Origin of the sequence: Pseudomonas sp. DWP3-1-3b3, assembly GCF_049896305.1 — a bacterium.
GTDB classification, from domain to species: Bacteria; Pseudomonadota; Gammaproteobacteria; order Pseudomonadales; family Pseudomonadaceae; genus Aquipseudomonas; species Aquipseudomonas azotoformans_A.
Map to the genome: position 1 here is coordinate 196,519 of NZ_JAFCUA010000007.1, position 18,016 is coordinate 214,534.

Annotated in this window: 18 protein-coding genes; 9 read left to right on the forward strand and 9 right to left on the reverse strand. The window is 61.6% G+C overall.

Translation table 11 applies throughout. The features are described 5' to 3' along the window. The first annotated feature begins 83 nt into the window (after positions 1 to 83). The 4 genes from ACP7BX_RS21760 to lnt are packed head-to-tail and all read left to right on the forward strand — an operon-like array spanning position 84 to position 3,952. The gene (locus ACP7BX_RS21760; protein ID WP_033896449.1) at positions 84 to 1,088 is read left to right on the forward strand and encodes a PhoH family protein; all 1,005 of its coding nucleotides are present in this window, start codon (positions 84 to 86) and stop codon (positions 1,086 to 1,088) included. Continuing rightward, positions 1,081 to 1,539: an rRNA maturation RNase YbeY gene (gene ybeY / locus ACP7BX_RS21765; protein ID WP_426129914.1), complete on the forward strand. Its 459-nt coding sequence runs from the start codon at positions 1,081 to 1,083 to the stop codon at positions 1,537 to 1,539. The genes ACP7BX_RS21760 and ybeY overlap by 8 nt, the downstream gene beginning before the upstream one ends. A 41-nt stretch (positions 1,540 to 1,580) precedes the next feature. Beyond that, the gene (locus ACP7BX_RS21770) at positions 1,581 to 2,420 is read left to right on the forward strand and encodes an HlyC/CorC family transporter (protein WP_010206772.1); all 840 of its coding nucleotides are present in this window, start codon (positions 1,581 to 1,583) and stop codon (positions 2,418 to 2,420) included. A gap of 8 nt (positions 2,421 to 2,428) precedes the next feature. Then, complete coding sequence (lnt, locus tag ACP7BX_RS21775; RefSeq protein ID WP_426129912.1) at positions 2,429 to 3,952, forward strand: apolipoprotein N-acyltransferase; 1,524 nt, start codon at positions 2,429 to 2,431, stop codon at positions 3,950 to 3,952. A 14-nt stretch (positions 3,953 to 3,966) separates the two neighbouring features. Here the strand turns inward: lnt and ACP7BX_RS21780 are convergent, their stop codons facing one another. Beyond that, entirely contained in the window at positions 3,967 to 4,728 is a 762-nt protein-coding gene (locus ACP7BX_RS21780) for a YdcF family protein (protein WP_269132107.1), read from the reverse strand. 114 nt (positions 4,729 to 4,842) lie between these two features. Next, the gene (locus tag ACP7BX_RS21785) at positions 4,843 to 5,160 is read right to left on the reverse strand and encodes a hypothetical protein (protein ID WP_426129910.1); all 318 of its coding nucleotides are present in this window, start codon (positions 5,158 to 5,160) and stop codon (positions 4,843 to 4,845) included. Between the two features lie 261 nt (positions 5,161 to 5,421). On the opposite strand from ACP7BX_RS21785, the gene leuS reads away from it, so the two are divergent. The 5 genes from leuS to ACP7BX_RS21810 all read left to right on the forward strand — a co-directional run bounded on the left by leuS (position 5,422) and on the right by ACP7BX_RS21810 (position 11,435). Beyond that, the gene (gene leuS / locus ACP7BX_RS21790) at positions 5,422 to 8,028 is read left to right on the forward strand and encodes a leucine--tRNA ligase (RefSeq protein ID WP_426129908.1); all 2,607 of its coding nucleotides are present in this window, start codon (positions 5,422 to 5,424) and stop codon (positions 8,026 to 8,028) included. Positions 8,029 to 8,116: 88 nt separating this feature from the next. Continuing rightward, positions 8,117 to 8,722, forward strand: coding sequence for an LPS assembly lipoprotein LptE (gene lptE, locus ACP7BX_RS21795; protein WP_314535124.1), 606 nt, complete (start codon positions 8,117 to 8,119; stop codon positions 8,720 to 8,722). Positions 8,723 to 8,761: 39 nt separating this feature from the next. Next, positions 8,762 to 9,799 (forward strand): DNA polymerase III subunit delta, encoded by a 1,038-nt coding sequence (gene holA, locus ACP7BX_RS21800; RefSeq protein WP_426129905.1) that lies wholly within the window; start codon positions 8,762 to 8,764, stop codon positions 9,797 to 9,799. Between the two features lie 84 nt (positions 9,800 to 9,883). Further along, positions 9,884 to 10,048 (forward strand): alternative ribosome rescue factor ArfA, encoded by a 165-nt coding sequence (gene arfA / locus ACP7BX_RS21805; protein WP_003176285.1) that lies wholly within the window; start codon positions 9,884 to 9,886, stop codon positions 10,046 to 10,048. Between the two features lie 61 nt (positions 10,049 to 10,109). Continuing rightward, on the forward strand, positions 10,110 to 11,435 hold the full coding sequence (locus tag ACP7BX_RS21810) for a lytic murein transglycosylase (protein WP_033896442.1): 1,326 nt from the start codon (positions 10,110 to 10,112) through the stop codon (positions 11,433 to 11,435). 125 nt (positions 11,436 to 11,560) lie between these two features. Here the strand turns inward: ACP7BX_RS21810 and ACP7BX_RS21815 are convergent, their stop codons facing one another. The 7 genes from ACP7BX_RS21815 to mltB all read right to left on the reverse strand — a co-directional run bounded on the left by ACP7BX_RS21815 (position 11,561) and on the right by mltB (position 18,011). Beyond that, the gene (locus ACP7BX_RS21815; protein ID WP_426129903.1) at positions 11,561 to 12,478 is read right to left on the reverse strand and encodes a S66 peptidase family protein; all 918 of its coding nucleotides are present in this window, start codon (positions 12,476 to 12,478) and stop codon (positions 11,561 to 11,563) included. Between the two features lie 151 nt (positions 12,479 to 12,629). Beyond that, the gene (lipA, locus tag ACP7BX_RS21820) at positions 12,630 to 13,631 is read right to left on the reverse strand and encodes a lipoyl synthase (protein ID WP_017735632.1); all 1,002 of its coding nucleotides are present in this window, start codon (positions 13,629 to 13,631) and stop codon (positions 12,630 to 12,632) included. 26 nt (positions 13,632 to 13,657) lie between these two features. Continuing rightward, complete coding sequence (gene lipB / locus ACP7BX_RS21825) at positions 13,658 to 14,305, reverse strand: lipoyl(octanoyl) transferase LipB (RefSeq protein WP_426129901.1); 648 nt, start codon at positions 14,303 to 14,305, stop codon at positions 13,658 to 13,660. Further along, positions 14,305 to 14,580 carry a DUF493 domain-containing protein gene (locus tag ACP7BX_RS21830; protein ID WP_010206784.1) on the reverse strand — a complete coding sequence of 92 codons (276 nt, stop codon included), beginning with the start codon at positions 14,578 to 14,580 and terminating at the stop codon, positions 14,305 to 14,307. The genes lipB and ACP7BX_RS21830 overlap by 1 nt, the downstream gene beginning before the upstream one ends. 84 nt (positions 14,581 to 14,664) lie before the next feature. Further along, positions 14,665 to 15,822: a D-alanyl-D-alanine carboxypeptidase family protein gene (locus ACP7BX_RS21835; protein ID WP_033896439.1), complete on the reverse strand. Its 1,158-nt coding sequence runs from the start codon at positions 15,820 to 15,822 to the stop codon at positions 14,665 to 14,667. A gap of 180 nt (positions 15,823 to 16,002) precedes the next feature. After that, complete coding sequence (locus ACP7BX_RS21840; RefSeq protein WP_033896438.1) at positions 16,003 to 17,001, reverse strand: septal ring lytic transglycosylase RlpA family protein; 999 nt, start codon at positions 16,999 to 17,001, stop codon at positions 16,003 to 16,005. Then, the gene (gene mltB / locus ACP7BX_RS21845) at positions 17,001 to 18,011 is read right to left on the reverse strand and encodes a lytic murein transglycosylase B (protein WP_010206788.1); all 1,011 of its coding nucleotides are present in this window, start codon (positions 18,009 to 18,011) and stop codon (positions 17,001 to 17,003) included. The genes ACP7BX_RS21840 and mltB overlap by 1 nt, the downstream gene beginning before the upstream one ends. Positions 18,012 to 18,016 lie beyond the last annotated feature (5 nt).

Consider the following 18,016-nt stretch of genomic DNA (forward strand, 5'->3'; position numbering starts at 1 on the left):
TGCCGTTTAAGTGCTTTCGCACACAGCCGGCTGGCGTTATTCTCTATTTCACCTCAACAGCCAAAGGGCGGCTAAAAGCGACCTTGAACGCACCCATAGCAGAACCCCATCGTTTTATTCTCGAGCCCTTTGAGGCTCTACGTTTCGCCAACCTGTGCGGACAGTTCGACGAGCACCTGCGCCTGATCGAACAACGCCTGGGCATCGAGATCCGCAACCGCGGCAATCAGTTCGAGCTCATTGGCGAAGCCCAACACACCAAATCTGCAGAAAACCTGCTGCGCCGTCTCTACCGCGAAACCAAGGGTAGCGAGCTGTCGCCAGAAATCGTGCACCTGTATTTGCAGGAATCGGCTGTGGAAGACTTGGCCAACAACCCAGTCGCTGAAGCCAGCGTGGCCCTGCGTACCAAGAAAGGCATGATTCGCCCAAAGGGCTTGAATCAGCAGAAGTACGTCAAGGCAATCCTGGGTAACGACATCAATTTCGGCATCGGCCCCGCCGGTACCGGCAAGACCTACCTGGCCGTGGCCTGCGCGGTCGACGCGCTGGAACGCGAGCAAGTACGCCGCATCCTGCTGGTGCGCCCGGCAGTCGAAGCGGGCGAAAAGCTCGGTTTCCTGCCTGGCGACCTGGCCCAGAAGATCGACCCGTACCTGCGCCCGCTCTACGACGCGCTGTACGAGATGCTTGGCTTTGAATACGTGGCCAAATTGATCGAGCGCCAGGTGATCGAGATCGCCCCGCTGGCCTACATGCGCGGCCGCACCTTGAGCAACAGTTTCATCATCCTCGACGAAAGCCAGAACACGACGGTCGAGCAAATGAAGATGTTCCTGACCCGCATCGGGTTCGGCTCCACGGCCATTATCACCGGCGACATTACCCAGGTTGACCTGCCCAAGGGCACCAAGTCGGGCTTGAGCCACGTGATTGAAGTGCTCAAGGACGTGCCGGGCATCAGTTTCACGCACTTCTCGCCCAAGGACGTGGTGCGTCACCCGCTGGTGCAGCGCATTGTCGAAGCCTACGAGCGCTTTGAACACCGCGATGACGGGCTGTCCAAGGACGTTCGCCGCGATGCTTGAGCTTGACCTGCAGCTGGCCACCGATGCGCCCGCCCCCAGTGAAGCCCAGTTCCGCCAATGGTGCGCCCTGGCCCTGCGCCAGCGCACCGCCGACTCGGAGCTGACCATTCGTCTGGTGGACGAGCCCGAGGGCCGCGAACTGAATCACACCTGGCGCCAGAAGGACTACGCGACCAATGTGCTGTCCTTTCCCGCCGACGTACCGGATGAGCTGCTGGATATCCCGCTGCTGGGCGATCTGGTCATCTGTGTCGCCGTGGTGGAGCGCGAGGCAAAGGAACAAGGCAAGGAACTTGAGGCCCATTGGGCCCATCTAGTCATCCACGGCTGCTTGCATCTCTTGGGTTACGACCATATAGACGATGACGAAGCCGAGGAAATGGAAAAACTGGAACAAACGTTGCTAGCAGAATTGGGTCATCCGGACCCGTATGCCGACGACGAAGTTTAAAAACACTCAACTGTAACAATAAAGGATTCAGAGTAATCGCTATGAGCGAAGACCGATCGAGCAACGGGCAGAAGTCATGGCTGGGTAAACTGACCCAGGCTTTTGCCCACGAGCCGAAAAACCGCCAGGAGCTGCTTGAGCTGCTGCGCGAGGCCCATCAGAACAAGTTGCTGGACAGCGAAGCGCTGGCCATCGTCGAAGGCGCCATCCAGGTGGCTGACCTGCAAGTACGCGACATCATGGTCCCGCGCTCGCAGATGATCAGCATCAAGGCGACCCAGACCCCACGGGAATTCCTCCCGGCCGTGATCGACTCGGCGCACTCGCGCTACCCGGTGATCGGTGAAAGCCATGACGACGTCATGGGCGTCCTGCTGGCCAAGGACCTGCTGCCGTTGATCCTCAAGGAGAACGGCGACAGCTTCAACATCAAGGACCTGCTGCGTCCGGCCACCTTCGTGCCCGAGTCCAAGCGCCTGAACGTGTTGCTGCGTGAATTCCGCGCCAACCACAATCACATGGCCATCGTGATCGACGAATACGGCGGCGTGGCCGGCCTGGTGACGATTGAAGACGTGCTGGAACAGATCGTCGGCGACATCGAAGACGAACACGACGTCGAAGAAGACAGCTACATCAAGCCACTGCCCAGCGGTGACTTCCTGATCAAGGCGTTGACGCCGATCGAGAACTTCAATGAGTTCTTCGACAGCGAATTCTCCGATGACGAGTTCGATACCGTGGGCGGCCTGGTGATGAGTGCGTTCGGGCATCTGCCAAAACGTAACGAGACCACCGAGATCGGCGCGTATCGCTTCCGCATCCTGAATGCCGACAGCCGCCGGATTCACTTGATTCGCCTGACACCTATTGCCCGCTAAGGAATGACATGCAGCGCCTAACCCGCCCCGGCTGGCCCGGTAATCTGCTGGCCGTGGTGGCCGGCGCCATCACCACCCTGGCGCTGGCGCCGTTCGACCTGTGGCCGTTTGCGTTGGTCGCGGTCGGCCTGTTCTATGTCGGGCTGCGGGACCTGAGCCCGCGCCAGGCATTGGGTCGCGGCTGGTGTTTCGGCTTCGGCCTGTTCGGCGCCGGCACCAGTTGGATCTACTACAGCATCCACCACTTCGGCGGTGCTTCGGTGCTGCTGGCGGGTTTCCTGATGCTGCTGTTTACCGCCGCCATCGCCTGGTTCTTCGCCCTGCCCGCCTGGCTGTGGGCGCGCTGGTTGCGGCGCAATGAGGCACCGTTGGCGGATGCGCTGACGTTTGCGGCGTTGTGGGTGGGCCAAGAAGCGTTTCGCGGCTGGTTCCTGACGGGGTTCCCGTGGCTGTACTCCGGTTACAGTCAGCTTGACGGCCCGCTGACGGGCTTGGCGCCCGTGGGCGGCATGTGGCTGATTTCCTTTGCCCTGGCACTCACGGCGGCGCTGCTGTGCAACCTGCCGCGCCTGCTGGCCGGCAAGCGCAACGCCTTTATCGGCGCAGGCCTGGTGCTGCTGGTCGCGCCCTGGGCCATCGGCCTGGCGCTCAAGCATCACGCCTGGACCAGCCCGTCCGGTGCGCCACTGACCGTGGCCGCCATCCAGGGCAACGTCGAGCAAAGCATGAAATGGGACCCGGAGCAGCTCAACGCACAGCTCGCGTTGTACCGCGACATGAGCTTCAGCTCCAAGCCCGTCGACCTGCTGGTATGGCCGGAAACCGCTGTGCCGGTGCTCAAGGAGTCTGTCGAAGGCTACCTGGGCATGATGGGCAAGTTTGCTGCCGACCGGCACACCGCGCTGATCACCGGCGTACCGATCCGCCAGGAAGTGCATCACCAGAAGCGCTACTTCAACGGCATCACCGTGGTTGGTGAGGGCGAAGGCACCTACCTCAAGCAGAAGCTAGTGCCGTTTGGCGAGTACGTGCCGCTGCAGGACATGCTGCGCGGCCTGATTGCGTTCTTTGATCTGCCAATGTCGGACTTCGCGCGCGGCCCTGCCGACCAGGCAATGCTGCAGGCCAAGGGCTATCAGATCGCGCCGTTCATCTGCTACGAAGTGGTCTACCCGGAGTTCGCTGCCGGCCTGTCAGCCCAGAGCGATCTGCTGCTGACCATCAGCAACGACACCTGGTTCGGCCGCTCCATCGGCCCGTTGCAGCACCTGCAAATGGCGCAGATGCGTGCACTGGAAGCCGGGCGTTGGATGATCCGCGCCACCAACAATGGGGTGACCGGCTTGATCAACCCGTTCGGGCAGATCACCGCGCAGATCCCGCAGTTCGAACGCGGCATTCTCTACGGTGAAGTGGTGCCGATGCACAACCTCACCCCGTACCTGCAATGGCGTTCGTGGCCGTTGATCATTGTGTGCCTGGGCCTGTTTGGCTGGGCGCTGCTGGCGGGCAGGATGTCGAAAACCCTGTAGGTTTCGCGACGGGGTTATCGGTAGAACAACCGGTAACCCAACTGCCCCACGGCCTCATTGATCAACTGCCCACTGCGCCACACTGAGACGAACTCCGGCATCCACCCACCCAGCGGCCGAGCGTTGTCCACGCCCAGGAAACCCACGGGTGCCGGCACCACGGTGAAGCCAGCCTTCTCAAAGCTCCACACCGAACGCGGCATGTGCCAGGCCTGGGTCACCACCACCACGCGTTTAATGCCCTCCGGCAATAGAATCTCGGCGCTCATCTGCGCATTTTCCCAAGTGGTACGGCTGCGCTCTTCCTTCCAGCGCACCGCTACGCCGAAGTCATCCTGCATCGACACCGCCATCAACTCCGCTTCGCTGGGCGGCGTGCCGTAATGCAGGCCGCCGGTAGTCAGCACCGGCAGGCCGGAGGCTTTGGCCAACCGAGCGGCGTAGCGCTGGCGTTCCAGGCCGATCCCGGTGGGCTGGTCGGTGCCCCAGGCCGGGTCACCGCGCTCACGTCCGGAACCCAGTACCACAATGGCGTCAGCGCGCTGGGCCAAAGTCGACCAGTCTTCCCTGGCCAATGGCGGTTCGGTTTCCAGGGCCCGAGCGCCCCACTCCACCATGACTGGCAAGCTGATCAACCACATCCCCCCAAAACCCAGGGTAAAGCAGCACGCCGCCAAACGCGGGCGGCTACGGCGAAACCACCAGGCAAGCGCCAGCAACAGCAAGAGAATGCCGGGCGGCAGAAGCAGTTGTTTGATGAAATAACGAATAGGCATCGGGCATCTCCATAGATGCCCGAAGCCTAAGGTGTAACGGGGTTTAGCGACAATCTTTACGGTGACATGCTTACAGTGAAACGGCGTGGTGAAGCCGTTCAGGGGGGCAATGAATTACTTGTAGCGGGCGGACCGGAGCTTTTCCGGGCCACGACCGGTCGACAAGTCCTTGAGCCACACCACCTTGGCTGAATGCGTAGGCTCCTTGATTGGCGGGGTTGCCACCCAAGGAGGCGCACTGCGCCCATTCCTTTCCAGATACGCCTTGATCAGTTCCAGCTCCGCGCGACTCAGACCGCGCAGTTCCAACTCCACAGGCCGTTCATCACGCAATCGGCCCGCTGTCCTCGCTGCATCCAATGCACGACCCAAGCGGTCGATCAGTCCTTCGTAGACATCCGGTTTCGATACGATTCTTTGCGATTCAACCATCCCCTCACCTCATTGAAGAAAGACTTGCTCCCCAATAAACAGCGTAGTCCTCGTGGCCGTGCACGCCTGGCGCCGCGACAGACGGCCCTGCCTGCGCAATCAGGGTTTCCCTCGATAGAGTGGGGTCATGTATGCTACGGCGCTTCCTGTAACTCCACTTCCCGCAGGGTTTGGGCACGGACGCGCCGCTTTTTGGTGTCGATCAACCTGAACGTTGCACCGAAGAGGATTAGGCCACCCCTATTCAGTTCAAAAGTAGCCATGCACGAACAATATCAGCCCCGTGAAATAGAAAATGCCGCCCAAACCTTCTGGGACGAGCAAAAGTCCTTTGAAGTCAGTGAACAGCCAGGCAAGGAGACTTACTACTGCCTATCGATGTTCCCTTACCCCAGCGGCAAGCTACACATGGGGCACGTGCGTAACTACACCATCGGCGACGTGATTTCCCGCTACCAGCGCATGCAAGGCAAGAACGTCCTGCAACCCATGGGTTGGGACGCCTTCGGCATGCCGGCGGAAAACGCCGCGATGAAAAACAACGTGGCCCCCGCCAAGTGGACCTACGAAAACATCGCCTACATGAAGACCCAGCTGCGCAGCCTGGGCCTGGCGGTGGACTGGTCCCGCGAAGTGACCACCTGCAAGCCGGACTACTACCGCTGGGAACAATGGCTGTTCACGCGCCTGTTCGAAAAAGGCGTGATCTACAAGAAGAGCGGCACCGTGAACTGGGACCCGCTGGACCAGACCGTATTGGCCAACGAGCAAGTGATCGACGGTCGCGGCTGGCGCTCCGGCGCGCTGATCGAAAAGCGCGAAATCCCGATGTACTACTTCAAGATCACCGCCTACGCGGATGAACTCTTGTCGAGCCTCGACGACCTGCCGGGCTGGCCTGAACAGGTCAAGACCATGCAGCGCAACTGGATCGGCAAATCCAAGGGCATGGAAGTGCAGTTCCCGTACAACGTCGATTCGATCGGCGAAGCGGGCGCACTCAAAGTCTTCACTACCCGTCCGGATACCCTGATGGGCGCGACCTACGTCGCCGTGGCCGCCGAACACCCGCTGGCCACCCAGGCCGCACAGAACAACCCTGAGCTGCAGGAGTTCATCGCCGAATGCAAAGGCGGCAGCGTGGCTGAAGCCGACGTCGCCACCCAGGAGAAAAAAGGCCTGCCAACTGGCCTGTTCGTTGAACATCCACTGACTGGCGAGAAGCTGCCGGTGTGGGTCGCCAACTACGTGCTGATGCACTACGGCGATGGCGCCGTAATGGCTGTGCCGGCTCACGACGAGCGCGATTTCGAATTCGCCACCAAGTACAGCCTGCCGATCAAATCCGTGGTGCGCACCAGCTCGGGCGATACCAACCCGGCCCCATGGCAAGACGCCTACGGCGAGCACGGCACCCTGATCAATTCCGGCGAGTTCGACGGCCTGGATTTCCAGGGCGCTTTCGATGCGATCGAAGTGGCATTGATCAAGAAAAGCCTGGGCGCCTCGCGCACTCAGTTCCGCCTGCGCGACTGGGGCATCAGCCGCCAGCGCTACTGGGGCTGCCCGATCCCGATCATCCACTGCGAAAGCTGTGGCGACGTGCCAGTACCGGAAGACCAACTGCCGGTGGTCCTGCCGGAAGATGTGGTGCCGGACGGCGCCGGTTCGCCATTGGCGCGCATGCCTGAGTTCTACGAGTGCAGCTGCCCGAAATGCGGCCAGCCTGCCAAGCGTGAAACCGACACCATGGACACCTTCGTCGAGTCCTCCTGGTACTACGCCCGCTACGCCTCGCCGCACTACGAGGGCGGTCTGGTGGAAAAATCCGCAGCCGACCACTGGTTGCCGGTGGATCAATACATCGGCGGTATCGAACACGCCATTCTTCACCTGCTGTACGCACGTTTCTTCCACAAGCTGATGCGTGACGAAGGCCTGGTGAGCTCCGATGAGCCGTTCAAGAACCTGCTGACCCAGGGCATGGTGGTCGCCGAGACTTACTATCGCCGCGAAGCCAACGGTGCCTACACCTGGTTCAACCCGGCTGACGTGGAGCTTGAGCGCGACAGCAAAGCCAAGGTCATCAGCGCCAAGCTGATCGCCGACGGCCTGCCGGTGGAAATCGGCGGCACCGAGAAGATGGCCAAGTCGAAGAACAACGGCGTTGACCCCCAGTCGATGATCGACCAGTTCGGCGCCGACACCTGCCGCCTGTTCATGATGTTCGCCTCGCCGCCTGACATGAGCGCCGAATGGTCCGACTCCGGCGTCGAAGGTTCGCACCGCTTCCTCAAGCGCGTCTGGCGCCTGGCGCACGCCCACATCAGCCAGGGCCTGCCGGGCAAACTGGACGTGGCCGCCTTGACCGACGAGCAGAAACTGATTCGCCGCAGCACCCACCTGGCCATCAAGCAAGCCAGCCAGGACGTGGGCCAGAACCACAAGTTCAACACCGCCATCGCCCAGGTGATGACGCTGATGAACGTGCTGGAAAAAGCGCCACAAGCCACCGAACAGGATCGCGCATTGGTACAGGAAGGCCTGGAAACGGTCACCCTGCTGCTGGCGCCGATCACGCCGCACATCAGCCACGACCTGTGGAACCGCCTGGGCCACAGCGACGCCGTTATCGACGCACGCTGGCCGGTGCAGGATGACAGCGCCCTGGTACAGGACACGCTGCAACTGGTGATCCAGGTCAACGGTAAACTGCGTGGCCAGATCGACATGCCGGCCACCGCCAGCCGCGAAGACGTCGAGGCGGCTGCCCGCGTCAACGAAAACGTGCTGCGCTTTACCGAAGGCCTGACGATCCGCAAAGTGATCGTGGTGCCTGGCAAACTGGTCAATATCGTCGCTAGCTAATCGGATCGGGCGCAGGGTTCGAACCCTGCGCCGAATAAAGCCTTCAGGGCCTCGATAAGGCCCACATGGTTTCAAGGGGAGCAACACAATGATCAAACGCAATTTGCTGGTGATGGGCCTTGCCGTACTGCTGAGCGCTTGCGGCTTCCAGCTGCGCGGCACCGGCACCAACGAACTGGCGATCAAGGAACTGGACGTCAGTGCCCGCGACGCCTACAGCGAAACCGTGACCCAGCTGCGCCAGGTCCTGGAAAACAGCGGCGTTCACGTCTACACCGGCGCGACCTACAAGCTGTTCCTGGCCAATGAAAAAGAAACCCAGCGCAACCTGAGCTACGCCAGCGCCGGGCGTGCGTCCGATATCGAACTGGCAACCCAGCTCAACTTTGAAGTCCAGGGCCGTGACCACCTGCCTTTGATGGGTGACAGCATCCAAATACAGAAGATCGTCAGCCACGACGGCAACAACCTGGTGGGTTCGGACTCCGAAATCATCCAGGTACGCAAGGAAATGCGTCGCGAACTGGTACAGCGCATGGTGCTGCGTCTGTCGATGCTCACTCCGGAACAACTGGAGACCTTGCAGCAACAGGCTGACAACAAGGCCAAGGCCGACGCCGACGCGCTGAAAGCCGCCCAAGAGTACGAAGACAACACGCCGAAACAATCGCCTGTTGAAGTCCCTGTCGAGTAAGCCCGACGGGGCGCCCCAAGCGCCCCGTTCGCCCTGCCTATGAAACTCGCTCCCGCCCAACTCGCCAAACACCTGCAAGGTGGCCTTGCGCCTGTCTATATCGTCAGCGGCGATGACCCGTTGCTGTGCCAGGAAGCCGCCGACGCCATCCGCACCGCTGCACGCCAGCAAGGCTTCGACGAACGCCAGGTGTTCAGCGCCGACGCCAGTTTCGACTGGGGTACGCTGCTGCAAGCCGGCGCGAGCATGTCGCTGTTTGCTGAAAAGCGCCTGCTGGAACTGCGCCTGCCTTCGGGCAAGCCTGGGGACAAAGGCGCCGCCGCCCTGATGGAATACTGCTCACGTCCCGCCGAAGACACGGTGTTGTTGATCAGCCTGCCCAAGCTTGACGGCAGTGCGCAGAAAACCAAGTGGGGCAAGGCCTTGGTGGAAGGGGCGCAAACCCAGTTCATCCAGATCTGGCCAGTGGACAGCAACCAGTTGCCGCAGTGGATTCGCCAGCGCCTGTCACAATCGGGGCTGTCGGCGACCCAGGACGCGGTGGAGCTGATCGCCGCCCGGGTCGAAGGCAACTTGCTGGCCGCCGCCCAGGAGATCGAAAAGCTCAAGCTGATGGCCGAAGACGGGCAGATTACCGTCGAGACCGTCCAGGGCGCCGTGGCCGATAGCGCGCGCTTTGATGTGTTCGGACTGGTGGACGCAATCCTCAATGGCGAACCCGCCCACGCCCTGCGCATGCTCGAAGGCCTGCGCGGCGAAGGCGTGGAACCCCCGGTCATTCTCTGGGCCCTGGCCCGGGAGTTGCGAGTACTGGCCAATATTGCGCTGCAATACAGCCAGGGCACGCCGTTGGACAAATGCTTCAGCCAGGCCCGACCACCGGTGTGGGACAAGCGCAAACCGCTGATGAGCAAAGCCCTGCAACGGCACTCGGCGCAACGCTGGGCGCAGCTCTTGCTGGAAGCGCAGCGCATTGACGCGCAGATCAAGGGCCAGGCGGCCGGTTCGCCGTGGATGAGGCTGAGCCGTTTGTCGCTGTTGATGGCCGGCCAGCGCCTGACACTGCCTGCAGAATAGTCCTACCTCTCGAAGGGCTTTACAGCGGCGCAACATCGGCAGATGATTTGCACCGCTTCATCCCACCGACTGAGAGTAACGACCATGAGCAAAAAGCCATCCAAGCATGGCCCCAACAAGGCCAAATCCATCATCGCCCAGCCACTGTTCCGCAGCCGTCAAGAACGCGCCGGCAAGGGCAAAGGCAGCTACCGCCGCGAAGCCTTCCAGTCTAATAGCTGGGAGGCTTCTTACTTTCTGGCTGCCTGAAGGCAAGCCCCCCTCTGGCATGATAAGGTCTGCACCTGATTTGTAATCCCTGGACCTGTGCATGCCCTCTAGTCTTTCCCGTCGTTGGCACCTTCGCCAATTGATCGCTGCCTCCAGCCTCATTCTGCTCGTCGCCTGCGCGGAAAAACCCACCGCCGCCGACGCTCAACCCCTGCCCAAGCTCCAGACCGCCCCCGTGGTAGCGCCCGCTGTCGTGGCCCCGCTGGCTGTGGACAATCTGGATATCCAACCGACCCAGACCTTCGCCGAATGGCAGGCGGGCTTCCGTGTGCAAGCCCTGCAGGCCGGCATCACTGCCGCCGTGTTCGACAACGCGTTCGCCAACGTCACCCCCGACATGGCGGTCATCCGCGCCGACCGCAGCCAGCCGGAGTTTTCCCGCCCAGTGTGGGAATACCTCGACGGCGCCCTCTCGCCCCTGCGCGTACGCAATGGCCAGGCGCTGTTGATCAAGTACGCTGACATCCTGCAGAGCATCGAACAACGTTATGGCGTCGACCGCCAGGCATTGGTGTCGGTCTGGGGCATGGAGAGCAACTTCGGCCAGTTCCAGGGCAATAACTCGGTGATCCGCTCCCTCGCGACCCTGGCTTACGAAGGGCGTCGCCCGGCATTCGCCCAGGCGCAATTGCTGGCCGCGTTGCAGATCATCCAGCACGGCGACATCCAGGCCGACCAGATGAAAGGCTCCTGGGCGGGCGCCATGGGCCAGACCCAGTTTATCCCGACCACCTACAACACCCACGCCGTGGACTTCGATGGCGACGGTCGCCGCGATATCTGGAACAGCCCGGCCGACGCCCTCGCCTCCACCGCGCACTACCTGCAAAGCTCCGGCTGGCAGAAAGGCCAGCCGTGGGGTTTCGAGGTGAAACAACTGCCGGCGAACTTTGATTACGCCCTGGCCGATGGTGGTGTACGCAAGACGGTTGCCGAGTGGATGAAACTCGGTATCCAGTTGCCCTTTGGTGCAAGCATGCCGCCAAATGTCGACCAACTGTCCGCCGCCCTGCTATTGCCGGCCGGTTACCGTGGCCCCGCGTTCCTGGTGCTGGATAACTTCCGCGCGATCCTCAAATACAACAACTCATCGTCCTACGCACTGGCGGTCGGCTTGTTGTCGGAACGCTTCGGTGGTGGTGGCGTGATTCGTGGCGATTGGCCGAAGGATGAGCTGCCATTGAGCCGCTCGCAGCGCATCGACTTGCAGACGGCCTTGAGCGCCAATGGCTACGACGCGGGCAACCCGGACGGGATTATCGGCGCCAATACGCGCAAGGCGATTCGTGCGGCGCAGCAAGCGCTGGGCTGGCCGGCGGATGGGTATCCGACGGTGAAGTTGCTGGAGTCGCTGCAAAACCGTTAGATTTGCGTATGGCGACTACCGTCTTCGCGAGCAAGCCCGCTCCCACATTTGACTGCATTCCAAAGTTGGAACTCGGTTGAATGTGGGAGCGGGCTTGCTCGCGAAAGCGGCATCACAGGCAACAGCTATTTAAAGACCACATCCTGCTCCAACACCAACCGCTGCTCCCCCGCATCCAACCGCACCAACGCGCCCATCGGCAGCGTCAGGTTCGGATCGCAATGCCCACTGCGCCAGCCGGACAACACCGGAATGCGCAACGGTTCGAAGGTCTGCTTGAGCAGCCGCTCCAGCGCAACGCCATCCACGCCCGCCACATCCCCCACCAGCACGCCGGCAACCTGCGCCAACTTGCCGGCCAAACGCAGGTGCGTCAGCAGGCGGTCGATGCGGTAGATCGGCTCGTTGACGTCTTCGATCAGCAGAATGATGCCTTCAGCGTCGATCTCAAAAGGCGTGCCCATGACCGCCGCGATCATCGACAGGTTGCCACCCAACAGGCGTCCACAGGCGATGCCAGGTTCGATGGTGGTCAGCGGATAGGCTGCCGGGTGCGCCAGCACGCTGCCAGCGCCCAATTGGCCGCGCAACAGGCTGAACAGTGAAGACTCGGTAGGTTGTTGCTTGTCACCCAACAGGTCGGCGTTGAACATCGGACCGTGGAAGGTCACAAAACCGGCGTAGCGGCTGATGGCCAGGTGCAACGCGGTGATGTCGCTGTAGCCTACGAAGGGCTTGGGGTTGGCGCGCAGCAGGTCAAAGTCCAGGCTATCGAGCAGGCGTGGCGTGCCGTAACCGCCGCGCAGGCAGAAAATGGCGTCGATGTCAGGGTTGGCAAAGGCGTTGTGCAGGTCGTTGAGACGGGTTTTATCGCTACCGGCAAGGTAGCCGTCGCGCTCATAGACGCCGGGGAAGATTCGCAGGTCGTAGCCGCGAGCGCGCATCCATTGACCGGCTTTTTCCACGTCCAGGGTGGCGGGGCCGGCGGGGGCGATCAAGGCGATGGTGCCTTCGGGTCGCAAGGCAGGTACGGCAATGCTCATCCACAACTCTCCTTGGCTGACGCGGAACCAAATGTGGGAGCGGGCTTGCTCGTGAAAGCGGTGTTTCAGTCAACTGATCCAGTGACTGACACTCCGCTTTCGCGAGCAAGCCCGCTCCCACATTGGACCAGCGGTGTTATCCAGGTCTGTATTACGAAACCAAGCTCGCCTTGACCAGCTTGGCCTGCTCGTCCGCATGGTACGAGGAACGCACCAACGGGCCCGACGCCACGTTCTTGAAGCCCATCTTGTAACCTTCCTCGGCGAACCAGGCGAAGGTGTCCGGGTGCACGAAACGCTGCACCGGCAAGTGGCTGCGGGACGGTTGCAGGTACTGGCCCAGGGTCAGCATGTCGATGTCGTGTTCGCGCATGCGCTTCATGACTTCGATCACTTCTTCGTCGGTCTCGCCCAAGCCCAGCATCAGGCCGGATTTGGTCGGGATGTGCGGCATCATCTGCTTGAATTTCTGCAGCAGGGTCAGCGACCACTGATAGTCCGAACCCGGACGCGCAGCCTTGTACAGGCGCGGCACGGTTTCCAGGTTGTGGTTGAACACATCCGGTGGCTCGGCGGCGGTGATTTCCAGCGCCACGTCCATGCGGCCACGGTAGTCCGGCACCAGGGTTTCGAGCATCACGTTCGGCGACAGCTTGCGGATCTCGCGAATGCAGTCGGCAAAGTGCTGGGCACCGCCGTCACGCAGGTCGTCGCGGTCTACCGAAGTGATCACCACGTACTTGAGGCGCAGGTCGGCGATGGCAATGGCCAGGCTTTCCGGCTCGTTGACGTCCAGTGGCTTCGGACGGCCGTGGCCGACGTCGCAGAACGGGCAACGACGGGTGCAGATGTCACCCATGATCATGAAGGTCGCAGTGCCGCCGGAGAAGCACTCACCCAGGTTCGGGCAGGACGCTTCTTCGCACACGCTGTGCAGCTTGTGTTTGCGCAGCAGGGCCTTGATACGGTCGACTTCCGGCGAAACCGGGATGCGCACGCGGATCCAGTCGGGTTTCTTCGGCAGTTCGGTGGTCGGAATGATCTTCACCGGGATGCGTGCAACCTTCTCGGCGCCGCGCAGCTTGACGCCGGCTTCCACCTTGGCACGCGGGGCCGGGGCCGGACGGTCGGTAACGTCCACCGTCGGGATCATGGTTTGCACTGCATCAGTAGTCATAATCAGTCGATTCCGCCCGTAAGGGTCGTCTGCTCAGCATAGTCGAGGTGTTTGACGAGCTGCGCACGCAGCCGGGCACTCACCTCGGCAAATTTAATCGGTGAAGCATGGTCACTCAGTTGCGTCATCGCCAACCCGGCATAGCCACACGGGTTGATCCGCCGGAACGGTGCCAGATCCATGTCCACGTTCAGGGCCAGGCCATGGAAGGAACAACCATGGCGAATCCGCAGCCCCAGGGAAGCGATTTTCGCGCCGTCGACATACACACCCGGTGCATCGGGCTTGGCCGCAGCGGTCACGCCGTAACTGGCCAACAGCTCGATCAGGCAAGTCTCCATGCGACTAACGAGGTCACGCACGCCAAACCCCAGCTTGCGCACGTCCAGCAAGAGGTATGCGACAAGTTGTCCAGGGCCATGGTAAGTCACTTGGCCACCTCGGTCGACCTGCACCACCGGAATATCCCCCGGCAGCAGCAGATGCTCAGCCTTGCCGGCCTGGCCCTGGGTGAAGACCGGCGGGTGTTCCACCAGCCAGATTTCATCGGGGGCCAACGTGCCGCGTTCATTGGTGAACCGCTGCATGGCGTGCCAGACGGGCTCATAGTCCATCCGGCCGAGCTCGCGAAAGCCCAGGATTTGAGACATCACAACACCATATGCACGAAGCCGGTGGCCCGCAGTTCGCTGTTGATGTTGTAGAGCTGGTCTTGATCAATCGCAACGATGTGCAACTGGATCGTGGTGTATTTGCCGGTCGAGCTGGATCGCTCGTCCACGCGCTGATCGTTGATCGTTGCGTGCTTGCGCACGATCTCGAGGATCAGGTCTTTACGGCCGACACCGGTATCGCTGATTACCTTGATGGGATAGTCCACCACCGGGAATTCGATCTTTGGCGCCTTTACTTCTTTATCGGTCATGGCGTAACGGCCTCGTAAGCGTAAGCCGTGGCGACGGGCAAAGCCCCGCGTCGGATCAACACGGGGCTTTGCAGGTGCACACTATCAGTTGAACAAGCTGTAGAAGAATAGACGGATGCTATCCCAGACGCGGCGGAAGATACCACCTTCGTCGACGGCGTCCAGCGCGATCAGGTCGGCGCTGTGCACCACCTTGTCGTCCAGCTTCACTTCGACCTTGCCGATCACATCACCCTTGGCGATTGGAGCAACCAATTGCGGGTTCATGGTCATGCTCGCCGCGAGCTTTTTCAGCTGGCCTTTAGGCATGGTCAGGGTCAGGTCTTCGGCCAGGCCGGCTTTGACCTGGGAGGTCGCGCCTTTCCACACCGGCGCGGTCGCCAGTTCAGCACCCTTCTGGTAGAAGGTCTGGGTTTCGAAGAAGCGGAAACCGTAGGTCAGCAGTTTTTGCGTCTCGGCCGCACGGGCCTGCTCGCTATTGGTGCCGAAGACCACGGCGATCAGGCGTTGGCCGTCACGCACAGCAGACGACACCATGCAGTAGCCGGCTTCGTCGGTGTGGCCGGTTTTCAGACCGTCGACGGTCTTGTCGCGCCACAGCAGCAGGTTGCGGTTAGGCTGCTTGATGTTGTTCCAGAAGAATTCCTTCTGGGAGTAGATCGCGTAGTGCACCGGGTCAACGCGGATGATCGCGCGTGCCAGGATCGCCATGTCGTGAGCCGACGAGTAGTGCTCTGGGTTCGGCAGACCGGTCGGGTTCATGAAGTGGCTGTTGGTCATGCCCAGGTCGGCCACGGTTTTGTTCATCATGTCGGCGAACGCGTCTTCGCTGCCGGCGATGTGCTCGGACAGGGCAACACTGGCGTCGTTACCCGACTGGATGATGATGCCGTGCAGCAGGTCGCTCACAGTGACTTGCGAGCCGACCTTGATGAACATCCGCGAACCGCCGGTACGCCAGGCGTTTTCGCTGACGGTGACCGGGTCGTTTTCGCCGATCTGGCCGCGACGGATTTCCAGGGTCGCGATGTAGGCGGTCATCAGTTTGGTCAGGCTGGCCGGCGGCAGGCGCTGGTCACCGTTGCTCTCGACCAGCACGTTGCCACTGGCGGCATCCATGAGGACCCAGGACTTGGCGGCCAGTTGCGGGGAAGCCGGCACCATTTCAACGGCCCAGGCGGCCGGGGTGATGATCAGCGAAAGAAGCAGGCACGTGCGTTTGGCTAAGGTGGTGATGTTCATCCGTCTCTCGAAATTGCTTATGGAAACTTGCCCTCGCGGGCAAAACTTATTCAGACAGCCCGTTGCCAGACTGTCGCGTGTTCGGTTGCCCGCTCACCCCTTGCCCCTGGGTTTTTATTGTTCAACGAGCCAACAACCAGGGTTCGAGCCCGCGCACGAGCCTGAACCATCAATTCTCTATTATTCGGCAGTGACCACGCTGGGTTGCCCCAGGTTGGCCATGCGTACGCTGTTCTGTACTTGTGCCACTTCGCTCGGCGATCCGATCGGGCCCATGCGCACACGGTGCAATGTCTGCTGGTTACGCACGATGGAGCTGATGAACACCGGCGCGTTGACCATGCCACTGAGCTTGGACCTTAACAGTTCTGCCGCATCCGGGTTGGCGAAAGCGCCGACCTGCAGGTATTGCCCGCCGGCCATCGAAGCGCCAGGCGCGGCATGGGGCACGACCACCGTGTCAGGCGCGTGCTGTGCCGGTGGCGGCGTCCACTGCTCGATCTTGCCGGTAGAGGCGGTCACTTGCGGCTGCTGGGTTTGCGGCTCGTTGAGCATCAACGGCGCGGGTTTGCCACGCTGGGCCCAGTACTGCGCCGGGTCGATACCTTCGACCTTCACGCGTGCGGTGCCGGTTTCGGCGTAACCGAGTTTCTTCGCGGCAGCGTAGGACAAGTCGATGATGCGGTCCGAGTAGAACGGGCCACGGTCGTTCACACGCAGGATCACTGTGCGGTTGTTGTCCAGGTTGGTCACACGGACATAGCTGGGCAGCGGCAAGGTCTTGTGCGCGGCGCTCATGCCGTACAGGTCATACACTTCGCCGTTGGCGGTGTTCTGGCCGTGGAATTTGGTGCCATACCAGGACGCCGTGCCCGACTGCACGTAGGTCTTGGATTCCTGCAGCGGGAAGTAGCTCTTGCCCAGCACGGTATAGGGGTTGGCCTTGTATGGACCGGTGTGCAGGGTCGGCGTGGCATCCGGGATCTTCGACACGTCGACGTCCCACCAAGGCGCGCCGTCCTTGTGTGCGCGGTTGATGTCCAGGCCCGGCTGGGAACGGACGACCGCCCCCCCGGACTTCTGCGCCGGGCCACGGCTGGTGGAGCAACTGACGACCAGCAGGGACAACGCGGCGAACGCCACCAGCTTGAGCGGTTGATTGAACGGCGATGCCCGCATTACTTGTTGCCCCGTGCTTGGACCAGCATGTCTGACAGCTGATGCACGGCCATGGCGTACATCACACTGCGGTTATAACGCGTGATTGCGTAGAAATTCTTCAGGCCCATCCAGTATTCCGGGCCGTTTTCGCCTTCAAGGCGGAACGCCGTGACCGGCATATCATCCGGCAGCGCATTCTGACTCGACCAGCCCAGCGCCCGCAACTCCCCGACCGTCTTGGCCGGCTCGATGCCCTGGGTCAGGCCTTCATCGGCGCGGTCACCAGTGACATCGGCGCGGATCACCACCGGCTCGCCGGCTACCCAGCCGTGGCGCTTGAAGTAGCTGGCCACGCTGCCAATAGCATCGTCTGGGTTGCTCCAGATATTGATATGCCCGTCGCCGTCAAAATCCACTGCATAGGCGCGGAAGCTGCTCGGCATGAACTGCGGCAAGCCCATCGCTCCGGCGTAGGAGCCTTTTAGGGTCAGCGGGTCGACCTGCTCTTCGCGGGCCAACAGCAGGAATTCGCGCAGTTCCTTGCGGAAGAAGTCGGCGCGTGGCGGGTAATCGAAGCCCAGGGTCGACAAGGCGTCGATCACCCGATAACTGCCGGTATTGCGCCCGTAAAAGGTTTCGATGCCAATGATCGAGACGATCACCTGGGCCGGTACGCCGTATTCCTGTTCGGCACGGGCCAGTACCGCTTCGTGCTGGCGCCAGAAGTCCACACCCCGTGCCACGCGGGCGTCGGTGAGGAACATCGGGCGGTATTCCTTCCACTGTTTCACCCGTTCGGCAGGGCGGGAGATGGCGTCGAGGATCGCCTGCTTTTTCTGGGCCTCGCGGAACACGCCCATCAGTTGCTCACCGGCGAAACCATAGTCGCGGGTCATTTCACCGACAAACTCGGCGACCTGGGGTGAACCATCGTAGTCACCGGCCTGCGCCTCTTGCGTTGCGCCCAGCAGGCCAATCAGGCCCATCCAGGACGCGTGCCGAGTCGCCCAGCCGCGCATTACTTGCATTGACA

Coding starts and splice junctions, on each gene's coding strand:
- ybeY (WP_426129914.1), top strand. CDS start 1,081: ATGCTTGAGCTTGACCTGCAGCTGGCCACCGATGCGCCCGCCCCCAGT.
- ACP7BX_RS21770 (WP_010206772.1), top strand. CDS start 1,581: ATGAGCGAAGACCGATCGAGCAACGGGCAGAAGTCATGGCTGGGTAAA.
- lnt (WP_426129912.1), top strand. CDS start 2,429: ATGCAGCGCCTAACCCGCCCCGGCTGGCCCGGTAATCTGCTGGCCGTG.
- ACP7BX_RS21780 (WP_269132107.1), bottom strand. CDS start 4,728: ATGCCTATTCGTTATTTCATCAAACAACTGCTTCTGCCGCCCGGCATT.
- ACP7BX_RS21785 (WP_426129910.1), bottom strand. CDS start 5,160: ATGGTTGAATCGCAAAGAATCGTATCGAAACCGGATGTCTACGAAGGA.
- leuS (WP_426129908.1), top strand. CDS start 5,422: ATGCACGAACAATATCAGCCCCGTGAAATAGAAAATGCCGCCCAAACC.
- lptE (WP_314535124.1), top strand. CDS start 8,117: ATGATCAAACGCAATTTGCTGGTGATGGGCCTTGCCGTACTGCTGAGC.
- holA (WP_426129905.1), top strand. CDS start 8,762: ATGAAACTCGCTCCCGCCCAACTCGCCAAACACCTGCAAGGTGGCCTT.
- arfA (WP_003176285.1), top strand. CDS start 9,884: ATGAGCAAAAAGCCATCCAAGCATGGCCCCAACAAGGCCAAATCCATC.
- ACP7BX_RS21810 (WP_033896442.1), top strand. CDS start 10,110: ATGCCCTCTAGTCTTTCCCGTCGTTGGCACCTTCGCCAATTGATCGCT.
- ACP7BX_RS21815 (WP_426129903.1), bottom strand. CDS start 12,478: ATGAGCATTGCCGTACCTGCCTTGCGACCCGAAGGCACCATCGCCTTG.
- lipA (WP_017735632.1), bottom strand. CDS start 13,631: ATGATCCCGACGGTGGACGTTACCGACCGTCCGGCCCCGGCCCCGCGT.
- lipB (WP_426129901.1), bottom strand. CDS start 14,305: ATGTCTCAAATCCTGGGCTTTCGCGAGCTCGGCCGGATGGACTATGAG.
- ACP7BX_RS21830 (WP_010206784.1), bottom strand. CDS start 14,580: ATGACCGATAAAGAAGTAAAGGCGCCAAAGATCGAATTCCCGGTGGTG.
- ACP7BX_RS21835 (WP_033896439.1), bottom strand. CDS start 15,822: ATGAACATCACCACCTTAGCCAAACGCACGTGCCTGCTTCTTTCGCTG.
- ACP7BX_RS21840 (WP_033896438.1), bottom strand. CDS start 17,001: ATGCGGGCATCGCCGTTCAATCAACCGCTCAAGCTGGTGGCGTTCGCC.
- mltB (WP_010206788.1), bottom strand. CDS start 18,011: ATGCAAGTAATGCGCGGCTGGGCGACTCGGCACGCGTCCTGGATGGGC.